Genomic DNA, 14,945 nt, shown 5'->3' on the forward strand with positions numbered 1-14,945 from the left:
GATGAGCGCGGTCATCGAGATCGAGGGTCTGCGCAAGACCTTCCACAGCATGCGCAACGGCCGGCGGGTGGCGGTGGACGGGTTCGACCTGCTGGTGGAGGCGGGCCAGGTGCACGGCTTCCTCGGCCCCAACGGTTCCGGCAAGACCACCACCCTGCGTGCCCTGCTCGGGCTGGTGCGCGCCGACAGCGGCCGGATGAGCGTGCTGGGCGAGCCGTCGCCGGAGCTGCTGCCCCGGGTGGCGGGCCAGGTGGGTGCCATCGTGGAGAGCCCGCAGTTCTTCGGCAACTTCACCGGGTACCGCACCCTGCGGTTGTTGGCCCGCGCCGGCGGCGTACCGGTCTCGCGGGTGGACGAGGCGCTGGAGCTGGTGGGCCTGCGCGATCGGGGCGACGAGCGGGTGAAGGGCTACTCGCTGGGCATGAAGCAGCGTCTCGCGGTGGCGTCCGCGCTGCTGAAGGACCCGCGGTTGCTCATCCTGGACGAGCCGGCGAACGGGTTGGACCCGGCGGGCATCCGGGAGATGCGGGACCTGATGCGGTCGCTGGCGGCGAGCGGGGTGACAGTGCTTGTGTCCAGTCACATCCTGGGTGAGATCCAGCTGATCTGCGACCACGTCACGATCATTTCGCAGGGACGTCGGGTGGCGACCGGCCGGGTGGACGAGGTGCTGGCGGGCTACGACCGGCACGAGTTCCTGGTGCGGGTGGCCGACCCGGAGCGCGCGGCTGAGCTGCTGCACGCGGCCGAGCTGACGGCGGTCGTCGACGGTGAGGCACTGGTGGTGAGTGGGACGAGCGACCCGACGGTGATCAGCCGGGTGCTCGGCGAGCAGGGGCTGTGGGTCGGCGAGCTGACGCCGCTGCGGCCGGATCTGGAGAGCGTCTTCCTTGAGCTGACGGGTGCGCACCCGTCGGTGCCCCGCCAGGTCGACGACTCGGCGCTGCCGTACGCCGGTCAGGGCGATGCGGTGATCGATCTTGATCGGGGAGTGGACGCGTGAACCTGGTTCGTGCCGAATTGGAGCGACTGACCGCCCGTCGCTTCGTGCAACTCATGGTCGTCCTGCTGGCGTTTGCGTTCGCGGTGACGGCGGCGACCACCCTCGCGGGTTCCCACAAGCCGAGTGCGAGTGAGCTGAACTCGGCGCGCGCGCAGGCCACCGAGGCTCGGCAGAGCATGGAGACCGCGTACCAGGAGTGCCTGGCCCGCCAGGGCGGCTCGCTGCCGACGGAGGACAGCGGGTTGTACCTCCCCGCCGACTGCTCGGAGATCGACCCGATCCGGCAGTCCCGGCTGCCGATCGCCGCCGACTTCCTGCCGGGGGTGTTCAGCTTCGCCCAGCAGGCGCGGCCGCTGGTCTTCTTCCTCATCGCGTTCCTGGTGCTGTTCGGGTTCCTGGTCGGTGCCTCCTACATCGGTGCTGACCTGAACTCCGGCGGTGTGGTGAACCTGCTGCTCTGGCGGCCACGCCGGTTGACGGTGCTCGGGGCCAAGTTGGGCACCCTGCTCGGCACGGTGCTGGTCCTGGCCCTGTTGGCGTCGGTGGCCTACCTCGCGACGTTCTGGGTGATCGGGCAGACCGCCGGGCTGCCCAGCCAGTTGAGCGGTGAGTTCTGGCGCGAGCTCGGTGCGCTGCACGGGCGTGGTCTGGTGCTGGTGCTGCTGACCACCGCGGCGGGCTTCGCGATCGCCACGCTGGGTCGGCACACCTCGGCGGCTCTCGGCGCGCTCGCCGCGTATGTGGTGGTCTGGGAGTTGGGCGCCCGGCTGGTCCTGGAGATCATCGATGCCCCGCAGTCGGACCTGTTCATGCTCTCCAGCTACATCGGCGCGTGGCTGAACGGCGAGGCGCGTTTCTACGACCCACGGATCTGCACGGGCAACAGCGTTGGCACCTGCGAGGGCTTCTACACGCTGACCTGGTGGCCGTCGCTGTTGGTGCTGCTCGCCATCACCGGCGGAGTGACCGCGGCGGCGTTCGCCGTGTTCCGCCGACGCGACCTGATCTGAGGTTTCGCCGGGCCGTCCGTCCACGCACGGGCGGCCCGGTGAAACCAGGGCGTCGACGGCAAGGGCTTGCAGCAGGCCGACCGGCGGTGAAATATTTCTTCACGTGACCGCCGCAGCGGGCTCAGCCGACGGTGGAGCCGAACACCTCGTCGCGCACGGCGTCCAGCGCGGTGCGCAGCGCGCCGCGCAGGATCGGCTCGTCGGTCAGCCCGGTCGGCACCACCCGAGGTTGCACCAGGGTGATCGCCGCGACCTCGTGCTGCACCCGGTCGGCGAGCGCGGCGCCGCCGGCCTGACCCACCTCGCCGGCAAGCACGACCAGCGGCGGGTCGAGCACCACGCAGGTGCTGGCCACACCGAGCGCGAGCCGGCGGGCCAACTCGTCGAGCATCGGGCCGCCGTCGGCGCCGGCCGCGACGGCCGCGCGGACCGCCTCGGCAGCGTCGGCGTCCGGGTACCCGTGCTCACGGGCCACCGCGCGCACCGAGTCCGCGCCGACCAACTGCTGGAAGGCCGGCTTGGCCCGACGGGAGACGTCGCGCGGAATGGGCGCGCCGGGCACCGGCAGGTAGCCGATCTCACCGGCCGCGCCGCTGCTGCCGTGGTGCAGCCGGCCGCCCAGCATGATCGCCAGGCCGACACCGGCTCCCACCCAGACCAGCACGAAATCCGCCAGGCCCTGAGCGGCGCCGGACTGCGCCTCGGCCACCGCGGCCAGGTTGACGTCGTTCTCGAAGACCACCGGGGTGTCCAGGTCGTCGCGCAGCGCGGCGAGCAGGCCGCTGTGCCAGCGCGGCAGGTTGAAGGCGAAGGTGATGTCGCCGGTGCCGGGATCGACCAGGCCCGGCGTGCCGAGCACGATCCGCCGTACGCTGCTCAGCTGCGCCTGGGCGCTGCTGGCGGCCTGCACCACGGCGTTGTGCACGACGCCCACCGGGTCGTCGGTGTCCCTGGTCGACTGCTCCACCCGCCCGATGACCGCGCCGGTGATGTCGGCGCAGGCGGCAACCACCCGATCCGGTCCGACGTCGACGCCGACCACGTGCGCGCTGCTCGGACGGACGGCGTAGAGCTGGGCATTCGGCCCCCGCCCGCCGGCCTGCTCGCCGACCCGGGCGACGAGGCCGCGTTCCTCCAGCCGCTCGACCAGCTGGGAGGCGGTGACCTTCGACAGCCCGGTCAGCTCGCCGAGCCGGGCCCGGGTCAGCGGACCGCGTTCGAGGAGCAGCTCCAGCGCGGCACGGTCGTTGAGCGCCCGCAACAGGCGGGGGGTGCCGGGTAGCCGGGTCGCACTCATGACACGTCCTCTAGTTTTAGTAAACTTTGCTAACTGTAAACCGACCTGCGAACGGGTAGCCGTAGCGTAACGGCCACCCGAAGGTGGGGCGCTCGGCCGACTCGGCAGGGCGAACACCCCCACCGGTACGACGTTCCGTACCCGCCGGGCACCGAAGGGGGAGATCACGTGGGGCTGGATCCAGGACTGCGCCGGCTGGCGCTCGGCACGCTGCTGGCCGCGTACCCGGGGCCCGTCCCGCCGGACTGGGCAGTCGACCTGCTGGCCGACGGGCTGGCCGGGCACACCCTGTTCGGCACCAACGTGCACGACCCCGCGCAGGTCGCGGCGAGCACCGCCGCGCTGCGCGCCGGCCGGCCGGACGCGCTGATCGCCATCGACGAGGAGGGCGGCGACGTCACCCGGCTGGCACACGCCACCGGCAGCCCGTACCCCGGCAATGCCGCCCTCGGCGCGATCGGCGACGTGGCGCTCACCCGACGGGTCTACCAGTCGATCGGCGCCGAGCTGGCCGCGCTCGGCATCACCGTCAACCTCGCCCCGACGGTGGACGTCAACACCGCCGACGACAACCCGGTGATCGGCACCCGGTCCTTCGGGGCGGACCCGGTGCGGGTGGCCGCCCACTCGGCCGCCGCCGTGACCGGGTTGCAGGCCGCCGGCGTCGCCGCCTGCGCAAAGCACTTCCCCGGGCACGGTGCCACCGTCACCGACTCCCACCACGAGCTGCCCACCGTGGACGCCCCGCTGGCCCTGCTGCGGCAGCGGGACCTACCGCCGTTCGCGGCGGTCGTCGCCGCCGGGGCCCGCGCCGTGATGACCGCGCACATCCGGGTGCCCGCACTGACCGGCACCGACCCGGCCACCTTCAGCCGGGCCGTCCTGGTCGACCTGCTCCGCGCCGAGTACGGCTTCACCGGCACCGTCATCACCGACGCCCTGGAGATGAAAGGCGCCGCGGTGGCTGCCGGCGGCGTCGGGCCGGCCGCGGTCCGGGCCCTGGCCGCCGGCGCCGACCTGCTCTGCATCGGCGCGAAGGTCGACGCCCAGCTCGTCGAGCGGGTCGCCGCCGAGATCGTCGACGCCCTCACCGACGGCCGGTTGGCGACCGCACGGGTCGAGGAGGCAGCCGGCCGGGCCGCCGACCTCGCCGCCTGGACCCGGGCCGCCGTCGGGTCGACGGCCGCCAGCGACACCGAGCTGGGGTACGCGGCAGCGCGCCGCGCGGTCCGGGTGGACGGCGTGCTCAACGGCCTGGACCGAGCACTGGTGGTGCAACTGCACACCGAGTCGACGATCGCCGAGGGTCGGGTGCCGTGGGGTCTCGGTCCACACCTGAGCGGGGTGCAGGAGCTGCGGGTGATCGCCACCGAGACCGACCCGTCGAGACTGGGCGAGCTTGCCGGGGACCGGCCCATCGTGCTGGTCGGGCGGCACCTGCACCGGCTGCCCGGCGGTCCCGAGCTGATCGCCGGCCTGGCCGCCCAGCATCCGGTGACCGTGGTGGAGATGGGGTGGCCGGCACAGTGGCGCCCGCAGGGCGTACGCGCCTTCGTCACCACGTACGGCGCGAGCCACGCCAACGGTCGGGCGGCGGCCGAGGCGCTCGGTCTGACCGGCTAGGCCATGGCGTCTTCCGGCCGGGCTCCAGGCCCGGCCGGGTCGGCGCGCCGCAGCGTCCGCCTCAGTGTCCACAGTCACTGGTCGCCTCTTCTTGAACATGTTCAATATATGCCCTAGGCTGACGGCGTTGGTAGTTGAACACGTTCAAGAAGGGCGTCCACATGGACATCAAGGTCTGGATGTACGTGATCTACCTCGCGGTCAGCGTCGGCCTGACCATCTGGGTGGCTCGAGCACTGTCCCGCAACGGGCAGGTCTTCCTGGAGGAGGTGTTCGCCGAGGAACGGCTCGCCCGAGCGGTCAACAGTCTCCTGGTGGTCGGCTTCTATCTGCTCAACCTCGGCTACGTCACGGTGGCGATGAAGCACCCCGACCCGGTGGAATCGACCAGCCAGGCCATGGAGGAGTTGTCTCTCAAGATCGGCTTGGTGCTGCTGGTGCTCGGCGCGCTGCACTTCTTCAACGTCTTCGCACTCGGACGCTACCGCCGGAACCGACTCCGCCAGCTCGCCACCCACCCCCCGCTGGCCCCGATCGGTCGACTCCCCATGCCGTCCACCCCACCCGGGGCGCAGCTGGTCGGCGCGTACCCGGCAGGACCCCACCCGACCGGCGCGTACCCGGCAGGACCCCACCCGACCGGCGCGTACCCGGCAGGACCCCACCCGACCGGTCCGCAGCCGGCCGGACCGCAGCCGGGCACCGGACCGACGAGCAACCCGCCGACCCGATGACCATGCCCCCGACCGATGGCGTCGGCCGGCTCCCGCACCCCACCGCTCACGTCGGCGGTGGGGTGCGGGGGTTCACCGTCCTGTTCGATGCGGCCTGCCCGCTCTGCCGGGCCGCCCGCCGCTGGTTGTCGTCCCGCGCCCAACTCGTACCCCTGGAGTTCGTGCCGGCCGGGTCCGCCGAGGCCCGGCGGCGCTTCCCCGGCCTGGACCACGACGCGACGCTGCGCGACCTCACCGTGATCGCCGACACCGGCGAGGTGTACGCGGGCGACGGCGCCTGGTTCGCCTGCCTCTGGGCACTGGCCGACCATCGGCCCATGGCCGAGCGGCTGGCCCGGCCGGCCCTGCTGCCCCTCGCCCGGCAGACGGTGGCCGCCGCCTCGGCGATCCGGGAACGGATCCGCGACCCGTCGGCCGAGCCGATCGACGAAACGGCGGGATACGGTGGCCCCGATGACCGAGCAGCCTGCGCAGACGACCACTGCGGGTGACCCTGCCACCGCCCGAGGCGAGCAGACCCGGCAGCTGATCCGGGACACCGCGATGCGGCTGTTCCGCGAACGCGGCTACGCCCAGACCACCATGCGGGCGATCGCGCAGGAGGCCGGCGTGGCGGTCGGCAACGCCTACTACTACTTCGGTTCCAAGGACCACCTGATCCAGGAGTTCTACGCCCAGTCCCAGGTCGAGCACCGGGCCGCTGCGCAGCCCGTGCTCGACCGGGAGGAGGCGTTCGGTCCGCGGCTCGCCGGAGTGCTGCACGCGGGGATCGACGTGTTGACGCCCTCGCACGAATTCGCGGCGACCTTCTTCAAGACGGCGGCGGAACCCACCTCCCCGTTGAGCCCCTTCTCGGCGGAGTCCTCCAGCCACCGAGAGGCGGCCATCGACCTCTTCGGCGAGGTGTTGACGGGCTCGACGGCCAAGGTCGACGCCGAGCTGCGCCCACAGCTGCCCGAGCTGCTCTGGCTCGCGTACATGGGCGTGATCCTCTACTGGGTGCACGACCGATCGCCGGGCCAGACCAAGACCCGCCAGCTGATCGACGGAGCCGTACCACTGGTCGACCGGCTCGTGGCGCTGTCCCGGCTCCGGGTCCTGCGGCCGGTGACCCGACAGGTGATCGAGCTGATTCGCACGCTCCGTCACTGAGCCGGCTGGCACCGCTCGACCGTGAAGAAGCAGGTCAAGTCCGCTTTTCGACACTCCGAACCGACAGCTCGCCCCTTGCCGAGCGCCTGATCGATACGTAGCGTGATCGACATGTCCCGGCCCGTGCAGAGCACGACCGGCACACCCGGAACCGGGGCCTGGGGGGAGGTTGCGGACCGTGGATCCGGCCCGGGGTCCACGGTCCGCGCCCGTTGTGAGCTCAGCGCGGATAGACCCCGTAGGCGCGCCAGCCCCGGTCCGGGAAACCGGCCGCGTCAGCGACCCGGGCGGAGGCCTGATTGTCCCGCTCGTGCAGGTACGTCGGCACCGCCCCCTCGTCGAGGACCCGCCGCGCCGCCTGCGCCACGAGCCGGCGGGCGAGGCCGCGACCCCGGGCAGCAGGCGCGGTGCCGATGGCCAACTCGTGCCCGTACGCGTCATGCCGTTTGATCCCGGCACCGGCCAGGTAGCTGCCGTCCGGGTCACGGACCACCAGCACCCGCCGGTCGAAGAGCCGCAGCCAGGGCGGCAATCCGGGAGCCGTCGGCTCGGTCCACTCCCCCACGTCGGGAAGCGGCGCGGGGGCCACGCTCCACCGGAAGGGGCCGTCGTGCACGCACCAGTCGGGCAGCCCGACGGCCTCCGGCAGCGCGGCGAGCAGCCGATCCGGTGTACGCCGGACCAGCGAGCGGATCGCCGCCACCCGATCCGGTGCCACGGAGAGCACTGCGCTCCGCCCGGTGTCCACGGCGAGCGCGGGGCGCAGTCCGCCGTCCCAGGCCGGCCTGGCCCGCCGATGCGAGGCGACCACGTGCAGCCCCGGCCCGGCCGGCCACTGGCCGAGCCAGGTGGCCAGGTGCAGCTGGAGCCGCCGGTCGAGCATGCAGACCTCCCCCGTCACCCCGGCCGTCGTGGATCACCGTACGCCGGGCGGCCGGGCCGGGCGGACGAACCGTCAGGGCCGGAGCCGGCCGAGTGCCGGGGAACCAACCTCACCTATCGACCGTCATATGTATTTCCATACCTGGACACCTTTATTTGGGACGGTAGGCGCATGCCGATTCAGCCGAACGACCAGTACCAGCAGGACCCCGAGCGACTCTGGCAGGCAGCGGAGAGCGTCGGCGGCGTCCCGCCCCAGCCGCGCTACCGGAACCCCCGGGCGGTCGGCCGCGGCACCCTCTCCTGGTCCAGGCTGAACAAGCTGTCCGTCGGCAGCTCCGGCAGGCACCGCCTGAACAGCCACTGACACACCAACTTCCGCGTTTCTTGGTGCGTCCTCAGCACAAAATCTGGTGTACGATCTGCGTCATGACTCGCATCACCGTGGACGTGAACGACGAGTGGTTGGATGCCGCGAGGGATGTGTTGGGCACCGACACCAAGGTGGCCACCATCAACGCCGCACTGCACGCGTTCGCCGTACGCCGACAGGCCCGCGAGATCGTCGCCGCGTTCGACCAGGTGGAGATGGACTTCTCCGGGTCCGTCGACGGCTGGCGCTACGGCGGTGGCCGCGACCTGGACACGCTCGCCGAGCGGGCGCGCGATGCCGAGGCAGCCTGATGGCCGGTCGGATCTACCTCGCGGACACCTCGGTCTATGTTCTGCAGGGCCGCCACGCGTCCGTCCGGCGGCGTTTCGAGACGCTGCTGGGCGAGGGACGGCTGGCAGCCTGCCACATGACCAGCCTGGAATACCTCAACAACGCGCCGCACCCAAAGGGGTACGAGATCCTCTGGCAGGCACTACGCGGCGGTCGCTGGATGGATGTGTCGACGGCGGCGATGGACCGCGCCATGGCGGTCCATCGCCTACTCGCGGCTGACAGCCAGCACCGTAACTTTCGGCTGCCCGATCTGATCATCGCGGCCACAGCCGAAGAGCACGGCGCGACCGTTCTGCACTACGACGCCGACTACGACCGCATCAGCGCGGTCACCGGCCAGCCCAGCGAGTGGGTGGCACCAAAAGGCAGCCTCTGACCTTATCGGGGGCGACACACCGGGGAGGTCCAGCGAGGGCTTTCGCACACCTGTCGGGTAATTTCTTGTGGTCCGCCATCCGGCCAACGACAGGAGAAGCTCCGCGCATGGGCAAGAAGACGATCCACGTCTCCGACTTCAGCGGCACGGTTCTACAGCAGGACGACGAGGTGGTCCGCGTCGTCGTGCTGGAGCACCCGGACCTGGTCGCCGGGCCCGTGCAGTTGGACGCCACCCCGACCGAGGTGGAGAACCTCGACGACGCCGCCCTGGACGTGGCGGTGGTGGAGATCCACGACCGGCACGGCGGCGGCGAGCCCCGCCGGGTGGTGTTGACCGCCAGTGAGTTCGACGCGATGGCCACCGACGTGCCGATGGCGCAGTTGTTGAAGACCGCTGAGCGGGTCCGCCCGCCCAAGGCCCGCAAGAGCACCGAGAAGATCGACTACGGCACGCTGGAGCACGCCGGCAAGCCGCACCGGGGACGGGTCACCGAGGATGAGGCTCGACTGGTTCGCGAGCAGCTCGACGAGGTCAACAAGCGCCTCGCGGACGCGGGCGTGCGCCAGATCGACCCTGCCGACCCGGAGCACGCCCTGCGCTACGGCTTCCCCGACGTCTCCTGACCCAACGGCGTCAGCAGGCCTTCTTCGCCCGATCACGGAAGGCGGTCTCGGTGACCGCCTTCCGTTTGCCGGCCGACCCACCAACCAGAACCTTCTCCGGCCCGAGCCCGGTCACCTCGGCCAACGTGAACCGGACGGGAACGGCGTTGCGCGGATCCCCGTAGGCGGCAACCGAGTATTCGATGTTCGGATCGAAGGCTACGAGCGTCTGCTCAGCCGGGTGCCAATCCGGCGGAGTCTCGAGAAGGGTCAAACTCGTCACCTCGCTGCCGCTGTCACGGTCGATGGTCCAACTCGCGGCTGGCGTGACGCCAATGGTAAAGACGCTTATCCGGTCCGCAGTGAAATCGGCACACTCCGCCAGGACCAGAGCCGGTTGCCCGTCAACCACACGTAGTGCAATCACCGGCTTGTCCGCTGGGGAGCAGGCGGTCAGCCCCGCCAAGGCGGCGAGCGTCACCAGGACGCCCACCGCCCGGACCCTTGCTCTGGTCAGCAGTTCTCGCCCAGCCGGAGTCGGTGGGTCGGCATGCGCTGGCGCGGCGAACATTCGGCCCGCCACGGTCAGCACGACGGCAGCCGCCGCAGCACGCCGCACAAACTGACTGAGGAATTTCTCAATTCGGTCCCCCGTTCACGAATGCCCATACGTTGATGTGCGCATGGCCACCCGAGGCTAGGTGAGGGCCGCTCGATGCGCGGACCCGTGACGGCATATACAACCTTCCGGACTTACAACCCGGATCCCGCCGTCGGCAAGCGATCCCACGCCGGCACTACGTCGTACGCCGCCTGAGACGAGGGAGACGCCGCGCCGCCCCAGCGAGGACATTCACACTCGCGGGACGGCGCGGGGATGGTGGTCCTGGTGCCGTTACTGTGCGTCGCCACCCGTGGAGGCGGCCTTGACCACCGCGGCGAGGGCAGTCGCGAGGTCGGCCTCCACCGACGGCTTCGTCAGGCCGAGGTTGGTGAGCACACCAGTGCCGTCCTCCTGCTCCAGCAGGGCGAGCAGGATGTGCTCGGTGCCGATGTAGTTGTGCCCGAGGCGCAGCGCCTCCCGGAAGGTCAGCTCCAACGCCTTCTTGCCGCGCGCGTCGTACGGGATGAGGTCCGGGACCTGGTCGACCCGCGGCGGCAGGGCCGCGCCGACGGTCTCCCGCACCGCCTCGGGGGTCGCGCCCCGACCGGCCATCACCCTGGCGGCCAGCCCATCCGGCTCCGCCAGCAGACCCAGCACCAGGTGCTCGGGCCCGATCTCGGCGTTTCCGCTGGCCCGGGCCTCCTCCTGCGAGGCGATCACCACGTTGCGGGCCCGGGGGGTGAACCGGCCGAAGCCGTCGTTCGGGTCGAGCGGCGACCCGTCGGTCGCCTTCGACACGAAGCGCTTCTGGGCCGCCTGCTTGCTGACTCCCATGCTGCGGCCGATGTCGGTCCAGGAGGCGCCCGAGCGCCGAGCCTGGTCGACGAAGTGACCGATCAGGTGGTCGGCGATCTCGCCGAGGTGGTCGGCGGCGATGACCGCGTCGGTGAGCTGGTCGAGCGCGTCGGTGTGTGCCGTCTTGATCGCCTGGATCAGGTCGTCGAGCTTGACCCGACTGCTCATCTGGGTAGGTTCCGTCATGCGTCAACCATAGGTTGACGCAGCCTCATCGTCAACCCTGAGTTGACGATCTAGTTCCTGCGCTCACGCTCCCAGCCGGCGTACTCCGGTAGTCGCTCGGCCACCGTCGCCGGCGACGGCATGCGGGCGATCTCCTCGGCGACCACCCGGGCCGCGTCGCGGTGCTCGGCGTTGCCGTGCTGCGGCAGCAGACGGTGCGTCCGCTCGGCGACGGCGTCCGCGTTCACCTCCTCGGGAAGCAGCCGCACGGCGACACCGGCGGCGTCGAGGGCGTCGGCGTTGGCGAACTGGTCGGCACCCTGCGGCAACAGCACCTGCGGTACGCCAGCCGCGAGCGCACCGAGGATGGTGCCGCTGCCCCCGTGGTGCACCACCACGTCGACGAGCGGCAGCAACTCCGCCTGCGACACCCAGGGATGCACGGTGACGTGGTCGGGCAGGTCGCCAAGCTGCTCCGGAGGCACCCGGCCCGCCGCGACGACCACCTGCGCGTCCAGCGTCGCCAGGCCGGCGATGACGGTGCGGAGCAGCTCCGGTGTGCCGAACGCCGTACCGAGGGTCAGGTAGATCAGCGGCCGGGACGTCCGACGGCTCACCCACGCCGGTAGCGGGGTCGGTGTCGAGAACGGGACCGGTCGCAGCTCGATCCGACGTTCGGTGGCGAGGAAGCTCGCGTCCTGGAGCGAAGGCGGGCAGATGTCGAGGTGCGGTCGGCCGACGACCTCGGTGTTGCGGGTCGGAAGGTCGAGGCCGATGCCGTCGGGGAACATCCGACCGAAGCCGTGCCAGAGGCCCGGGATGCCGGCCCGATGAGCGGCGACGGCCGCCCCCGGCAGCCCCCACTCGTGCACCACCAGGTCGGGCCTCAGCCGCGCCAGCTCCGGTTCGAGATCCTCGGCGTACACCTCGTAGAAGGCGTCGCCTGGGCGGAACGGCCGCAGGCCGTTCGCGGCCAGCGGCGCGTGCACCGCCGGGCCGGCGGCGAAGTGCACCTCGTGACCGGCGTCCCGGGCGGCAATCGCCAGTGGGATCAGCGGATAGGTGTGACCGACGGACGCAAGACTGGCGAACAGCACACGCATGGCGCCGGACGCTACCCGTCGCTCGGGTCGCGTCTGGTGGCGCATATACGGTGGCTGCGGTCAGGGCGCGGTTCACTGGCGGAAAGGGCGGTCATGCGTCTGCACGTGGGGTGCGCGATGTGGAGCCACCGGTCGTGGCCGGGTCACCGGCTGCCCTCCGCGGAGCGCCTGCGGCACTACGGCAGCTGGTGCGACGCCGTTGAGGGCAACACGACGTTCTACGCGACCCCGGCCCGGGACACCGTGGAGTCGTGGGCCGCGCAGACCGAACCCGAATTCCGGTTCGTCCTCAAGCTTCCGAAGGTCATCACGCACGAACGTCGGCTCACCGACGTCGGCGAGCCGTTGCGCGCCTTCCTGGACGCGATCGAGCCGCTCGGCCCGCGTGCCCACGCTCTCTGGATCCAGTTGCCCGGCTCGTTCGGTCCCGCCGACGTTGCGACCCTGACCCGCTTCCTGGCCCAACTCCCCCGATCACACCGGTACGCGGTGGAGGTGCGCCACCCCGCGTTCTTCACCGACGACCGCGCGACCCGACTGCTGGAGGCGACCCTCACCGCCGCATCCGCCGAATGGATCCCCTTCGACACGACCGCCTTCTTCTCGAGCCCACCGACCAGCGACGCGGAGCGGGACGCCTGGACAAAGAAGCCCCGGGTGCCGCTGCGGTCGCGGGCGCTGACGGACCGGCCGGTCGTCCGCTACCTCGGCCGCGACGACTCCACGCGTACCGTCGAGGGGTGGCGACGCTGGGTCGACGTCACAGTGGCCTGGCTGCGGGAGGGTCGCTCACCGACGATGTTCGTCCACACCCCGGACAACGCCGAGGCGCCCGTGCTCGCCCGCCGGTTCCACGACGAGGTACGCGCACGCGTACCCGAGCTGGACCCGCTGCCCGAGCCGATCCCGGTCGAGCCGCTGACGCTGTTCTGACCGGGCGGGTCAGCACTGCTCCTTGTCGAGCAGGTCGTCGAGGTGGGCAGCGGTGCTGATCAGCGAGAGATGGCTGAACGCCTGCGGGAAGTTGCCGATCTGCTCACCGGTCGGGGCGATCTCCTCGGAGTAGAGACCCAGCGGGCTGGCGTAGGTGAGCATCTTCTCGAAGGTCAACCGGGCGTCGTCGAGCCGACCGGCCTGGGCGAGCGCCTGCACGTACCAGAAGGTGCACATGTTGAAGGTGCCCTCGGTGCCGGCGAGGCCGTCCGGGGAGGCCTTCGGGTCGTAGCGGTAGACCAGGCTGTCGGAGGCGAGTTCGGCGTCCATCGCCCGCAGCGTCGACTCCCACATCGGGTCGGTCGGCGAGATGATGTTCAGCCCGGGCATCGCCAGGAGCGAGGCGTCCAGGATGTCGGACCCGTAGTGCTGCACGAACGCGCGACGCTCCTGGTTGAACCCGCGGGTCATGACCTGCTGGTAGATGGCGTCCCGTTCGGTTGCCCACCGGGCGGTGTCGCCTGGGCGCCCTCGGCGGTGCGCGATGCGGATCGCACGGTCGAGTGCGACCCAGGACAGCACCCGCCCGTAGGTGAAGTCCTGCCGGCCGGACCGGGTCTCCCAGATGCCGTCCTCGGGCTGGTCCCAGTGCTCGCAGAGCCAGTCCACCAGAGCCGCCGTCTTCTGCCACCCCTCGTACGGCGGGATCAGCCCGTTCCGGTCCGCGAGTTCCAACGAGAGGAGCGCCTCGCCGTAGATGTCGAGTTGCAGTTGGCCGGCCGCGCCGTTTCCGATCCGCACCGGAGAAGAGCCCCGGTATCCCTCCAGGTGACCCAACACCTCCTCGTTGAGGTCCGGTGAGCCGTCGATCCGGTACATCACCTGAAGGGGCAGGCCGCCGTCCCGGGCCTCGCGGATGCGCTCGTTCAGCCAGAGCAGATACTTCTGGGCCTCGTCGGTGAAGCCCAGCCGCAGCAGCGCGTGCACGGAGAAGGACGCGTCCCGGACCCAGGTGTAGCGGTAGTCCCAGTTCCGCTGCCCGCCGATCTGTTCCGGCAACCCGGCGGTCGGTGCGGCGACCAGGGCGCCGGTCGGCGCGTACGTCATCAGTTTGAGCGTCATCGCCGACCGCTCGACCACCTCCCTCCAGCGGCCCTTGTAGCGGGAGCCGCCCACCCACCGCCGCCAGTAGTCGCGGGTCTCGGCGAGCAGGTCGCACGCCTCCTCGGTGCTCATCGCGCGGGGCGCGTGCGGGCAGGCCGTCTCCAGGACGACCCCGCCGATGTCACCCGCGTGCAGGGTGAACGACGCGGACACGCCGTCCGCGTCCCGCCGGATCCCACTCGCGTCGAATGTCCGTTCCGAGTCCTTGAACGCGGCGAGGGTGAGGGTCAGAGTCGGGCTCCGGAAAACGTCGCCCTCGGGGTGCACCTCAAGCTCGTACGGGTCACGCCCGTAGTTGAACCGTGGACGGCAGTCGAAGCGGAACCGCATGCTCCCCCGGACCATCCGCACCAGCCGGATCAACCGGTGCTGGTCGGTGGCGCGTTCGCCGGTGACGGGCATGAAGTCCAACAACTCCCCCACGCCGTCGGCGCTGTGGAAGCGGGTGATCAGGATCGGCGTACCGGGTAGGTACAGCTGCTTGCTCGTGTAGTCGATGCCGTCGGGCGTGAGCCGGAAGTGGCCGCCCTTGTCATGGTCGAGCAGCGCAGCGAAGACGCTCGGTGAGTCGAAACGGGGCGCACAGAACCAGTCGACCGCGCCGTCCGCGCTGATCAGCGCGGCGGTCTGCAGGTCACCGATCAGACCGTGCGCCTCGATCGCCGGATACGTCGCTTCCACGTTGGGTCCCCCGCCGCTCGTGATGGCAACG

General features: G+C 71.0%; 17 protein-coding genes. 11 read left to right on the plus strand and 6 right to left on the minus strand.

The genetic code is table 11. From position 1 onward, the window contains the following. The first annotated feature begins 1 nt into the window (after position 1). Positions 2 to 1,003: an ABC transporter ATP-binding protein gene (locus KBX34_RS01965; RefSeq protein WP_210922905.1), complete on the plus strand. Its 1,002-nt coding sequence runs from the start codon at positions 2 to 4 to the stop codon at positions 1,001 to 1,003. Continuing rightward, positions 1,000 to 2,013, plus strand: coding sequence for an ABC transporter permease subunit (locus KBX34_RS01970; RefSeq protein ID WP_210922906.1), 1,014 nt, complete (start codon positions 1,000 to 1,002; stop codon positions 2,011 to 2,013). The genes KBX34_RS01965 and KBX34_RS01970 overlap by 4 nt, the downstream gene beginning before the upstream one ends. 121 nt (positions 2,014 to 2,134) lie before the next feature. Here the strand turns inward: KBX34_RS01970 and KBX34_RS01975 are convergent, their stop codons facing one another. Continuing rightward, positions 2,135 to 3,310 carry an ROK family transcriptional regulator gene (locus KBX34_RS01975; protein WP_210922907.1) on the minus strand — a complete coding sequence of 392 codons (1,176 nt, stop codon included), beginning with the start codon at positions 3,308 to 3,310 and terminating at the stop codon, positions 2,135 to 2,137. A 168-nt stretch (positions 3,311 to 3,478) separates the two neighbouring features. On the opposite strand from KBX34_RS01975, the gene KBX34_RS01980 reads away from it, so the two are divergent. The 4 genes from KBX34_RS01980 (at position 3,479) to KBX34_RS01995 (ending at position 6,819) form a co-directional block, all read left to right on the plus strand. Then, positions 3,479 to 4,933: a glycoside hydrolase family 3 N-terminal domain-containing protein gene (locus KBX34_RS01980; RefSeq protein WP_210792088.1), complete on the plus strand. Its 1,455-nt coding sequence runs from the start codon at positions 3,479 to 3,481 to the stop codon at positions 4,931 to 4,933. Positions 4,934 to 5,067: 134 nt separating this feature from the next. Beyond that, positions 5,068 to 5,667, plus strand: coding sequence for a hypothetical protein (locus KBX34_RS01985; RefSeq protein ID WP_247671330.1), 600 nt, complete (start codon positions 5,068 to 5,070; stop codon positions 5,665 to 5,667). Continuing rightward, complete coding sequence (locus KBX34_RS01990) at positions 5,664 to 6,158, plus strand: thiol-disulfide oxidoreductase DCC family protein (RefSeq protein ID WP_210922908.1); 495 nt, start codon at positions 5,664 to 5,666, stop codon at positions 6,156 to 6,158. Before KBX34_RS01985 ends, KBX34_RS01990 begins: the two co-directional genes overlap by 4 nt. Beyond that, complete coding sequence (locus KBX34_RS01995; protein ID WP_210922910.1) at positions 6,121 to 6,819, plus strand: TetR family transcriptional regulator; 699 nt, start codon at positions 6,121 to 6,123, stop codon at positions 6,817 to 6,819. Before KBX34_RS01990 ends, KBX34_RS01995 begins: the two co-directional genes overlap by 38 nt. 220 nt (positions 6,820 to 7,039) lie before the next feature. Here KBX34_RS01995 and KBX34_RS02000 read toward each other — a convergent pair whose 3' ends face one another. Continuing rightward, the gene (locus KBX34_RS02000; protein WP_210922912.1) at positions 7,040 to 7,702 is read right to left on the minus strand and encodes a GNAT family N-acetyltransferase; all 663 of its coding nucleotides are present in this window, start codon (positions 7,700 to 7,702) and stop codon (positions 7,040 to 7,042) included. A gap of 171 nt (positions 7,703 to 7,873) precedes the next feature. On the opposite strand from KBX34_RS02000, the gene KBX34_RS02005 reads away from it, so the two are divergent. The 4 genes from KBX34_RS02005 to KBX34_RS02020 all read left to right on the plus strand — a co-directional run bounded on the left by KBX34_RS02005 (position 7,874) and on the right by KBX34_RS02020 (position 9,430). Continuing rightward, positions 7,874 to 8,068, plus strand: a complete 195-nt coding sequence (locus KBX34_RS02005) for a DNA repair protein (RefSeq protein WP_210922914.1) — start codon at positions 7,874 to 7,876, stop codon at positions 8,066 to 8,068. A 62-nt stretch (positions 8,069 to 8,130) separates the two neighbouring features. Next, a complete protein-coding gene (locus tag KBX34_RS02010) occupies positions 8,131 to 8,385 on the plus strand; it encodes a type II toxin-antitoxin system VapB family antitoxin (RefSeq protein WP_210922916.1) in 255 nt (84 codons plus the stop codon). Continuing rightward, the gene (locus tag KBX34_RS02015; protein WP_210922917.1) at positions 8,385 to 8,804 is read left to right on the plus strand and encodes a PIN domain nuclease; all 420 of its coding nucleotides are present in this window, start codon (positions 8,385 to 8,387) and stop codon (positions 8,802 to 8,804) included. The genes KBX34_RS02010 and KBX34_RS02015 overlap by 1 nt, the downstream gene beginning before the upstream one ends. A 107-nt stretch (positions 8,805 to 8,911) precedes the next feature. After that, on the plus strand, positions 8,912 to 9,430 hold the full coding sequence (locus KBX34_RS02020) for a hypothetical protein (RefSeq protein ID WP_088946497.1): 519 nt from the start codon (positions 8,912 to 8,914) through the stop codon (positions 9,428 to 9,430). Positions 9,431 to 9,440: 10 nt separating this feature from the next. Here KBX34_RS02020 and KBX34_RS02025 read toward each other — a convergent pair whose 3' ends face one another. From KBX34_RS02025 to KBX34_RS02035, 3 genes are all read right to left on the minus strand, one after another. Continuing rightward, positions 9,441 to 9,902: a hypothetical protein gene (locus tag KBX34_RS02025; RefSeq protein ID WP_210922919.1), complete on the minus strand. Its 462-nt coding sequence runs from the start codon at positions 9,900 to 9,902 to the stop codon at positions 9,441 to 9,443. Positions 9,903 to 10,304: 402 nt separating this feature from the next. Continuing rightward, entirely contained in the window at positions 10,305 to 11,054 is a 750-nt protein-coding gene (locus KBX34_RS02030; RefSeq protein ID WP_210922921.1) for a Clp protease N-terminal domain-containing protein, read from the minus strand. 50 nt (positions 11,055 to 11,104) lie between these two features. After that, the gene (locus KBX34_RS02035) at positions 11,105 to 12,136 is read right to left on the minus strand and encodes a glycosyltransferase (RefSeq protein ID WP_210922926.1); all 1,032 of its coding nucleotides are present in this window, start codon (positions 12,134 to 12,136) and stop codon (positions 11,105 to 11,107) included. Positions 12,137 to 12,253: 117 nt separating this feature from the next. Here KBX34_RS02035 and KBX34_RS02040 point away from each other — a divergent pair, with 117 nt between their 5' ends. After that, the gene (locus KBX34_RS02040) at positions 12,254 to 13,069 is read left to right on the plus strand and encodes a DUF72 domain-containing protein (protein ID WP_210922974.1); all 816 of its coding nucleotides are present in this window, start codon (positions 12,254 to 12,256) and stop codon (positions 13,067 to 13,069) included. 9 nt (positions 13,070 to 13,078) lie between these two features. On the opposite strand, the gene KBX34_RS02045 is transcribed toward KBX34_RS02040, so the two are convergent. After that, the gene (locus KBX34_RS02045; RefSeq protein WP_307871305.1) at positions 13,079 to 14,914 is read right to left on the minus strand and encodes a glycoside hydrolase family 15 protein; all 1,836 of its coding nucleotides are present in this window, start codon (positions 14,912 to 14,914) and stop codon (positions 13,079 to 13,081) included. Positions 14,915 to 14,945 lie beyond the last annotated feature (31 nt).

The sequence above is a fragment of the Micromonospora sp. M61 genome (assembly GCF_018070245.1).
GTDB classification, from domain to species: Bacteria; Actinomycetota; Actinomycetes; order Mycobacteriales; family Micromonosporaceae; genus Micromonospora; species Micromonospora zamorensis.

Excerpts from the sequence above, each read along its gene's own strand:
- KBX34_RS02010 (WP_210922916.1), top strand. The coding sequence starts at position 8,131 with ATGACTCGCATCACCGTGGACGTGAACGACGAGTGGTTGGATGCCGCG.
- KBX34_RS01995 (WP_210922910.1), top strand. The coding sequence starts at position 6,121 with ATGACCGAGCAGCCTGCGCAGACGACCACTGCGGGTGACCCTGCCACC.
- KBX34_RS01965 (WP_210922905.1), top strand. The coding sequence starts at position 2 with ATGAGCGCGGTCATCGAGATCGAGGGTCTGCGCAAGACCTTCCACAGC.
- KBX34_RS02035 (WP_210922926.1), bottom strand. The coding sequence starts at position 12,136 with ATGCGTGTGCTGTTCGCCAGTCTTGCGTCCGTCGGTCACACCTATCCG.
- KBX34_RS01990 (WP_210922908.1), top strand. The coding sequence starts at position 5,664 with ATGACCATGCCCCCGACCGATGGCGTCGGCCGGCTCCCGCACCCCACC.
- KBX34_RS02040 (WP_210922974.1), top strand. The coding sequence starts at position 12,254 with ATGTGGAGCCACCGGTCGTGGCCGGGTCACCGGCTGCCCTCCGCGGAG.
- KBX34_RS02000 (WP_210922912.1), bottom strand. The coding sequence starts at position 7,702 with ATGCTCGACCGGCGGCTCCAGCTGCACCTGGCCACCTGGCTCGGCCAG.
- KBX34_RS02030 (WP_210922921.1), bottom strand. The coding sequence starts at position 11,054 with ATGACGGAACCTACCCAGATGAGCAGTCGGGTCAAGCTCGACGACCTG.
- KBX34_RS02015 (WP_210922917.1), top strand. The coding sequence starts at position 8,385 with ATGGCCGGTCGGATCTACCTCGCGGACACCTCGGTCTATGTTCTGCAG.
- KBX34_RS01975 (WP_210922907.1), bottom strand. The coding sequence starts at position 3,310 with ATGAGTGCGACCCGGCTACCCGGCACCCCCCGCCTGTTGCGGGCGCTC.
- KBX34_RS02020 (WP_088946497.1), top strand. The coding sequence starts at position 8,912 with ATGGGCAAGAAGACGATCCACGTCTCCGACTTCAGCGGCACGGTTCTA.
- KBX34_RS02005 (WP_210922914.1), top strand. The coding sequence starts at position 7,874 with ATGCCGATTCAGCCGAACGACCAGTACCAGCAGGACCCCGAGCGACTC.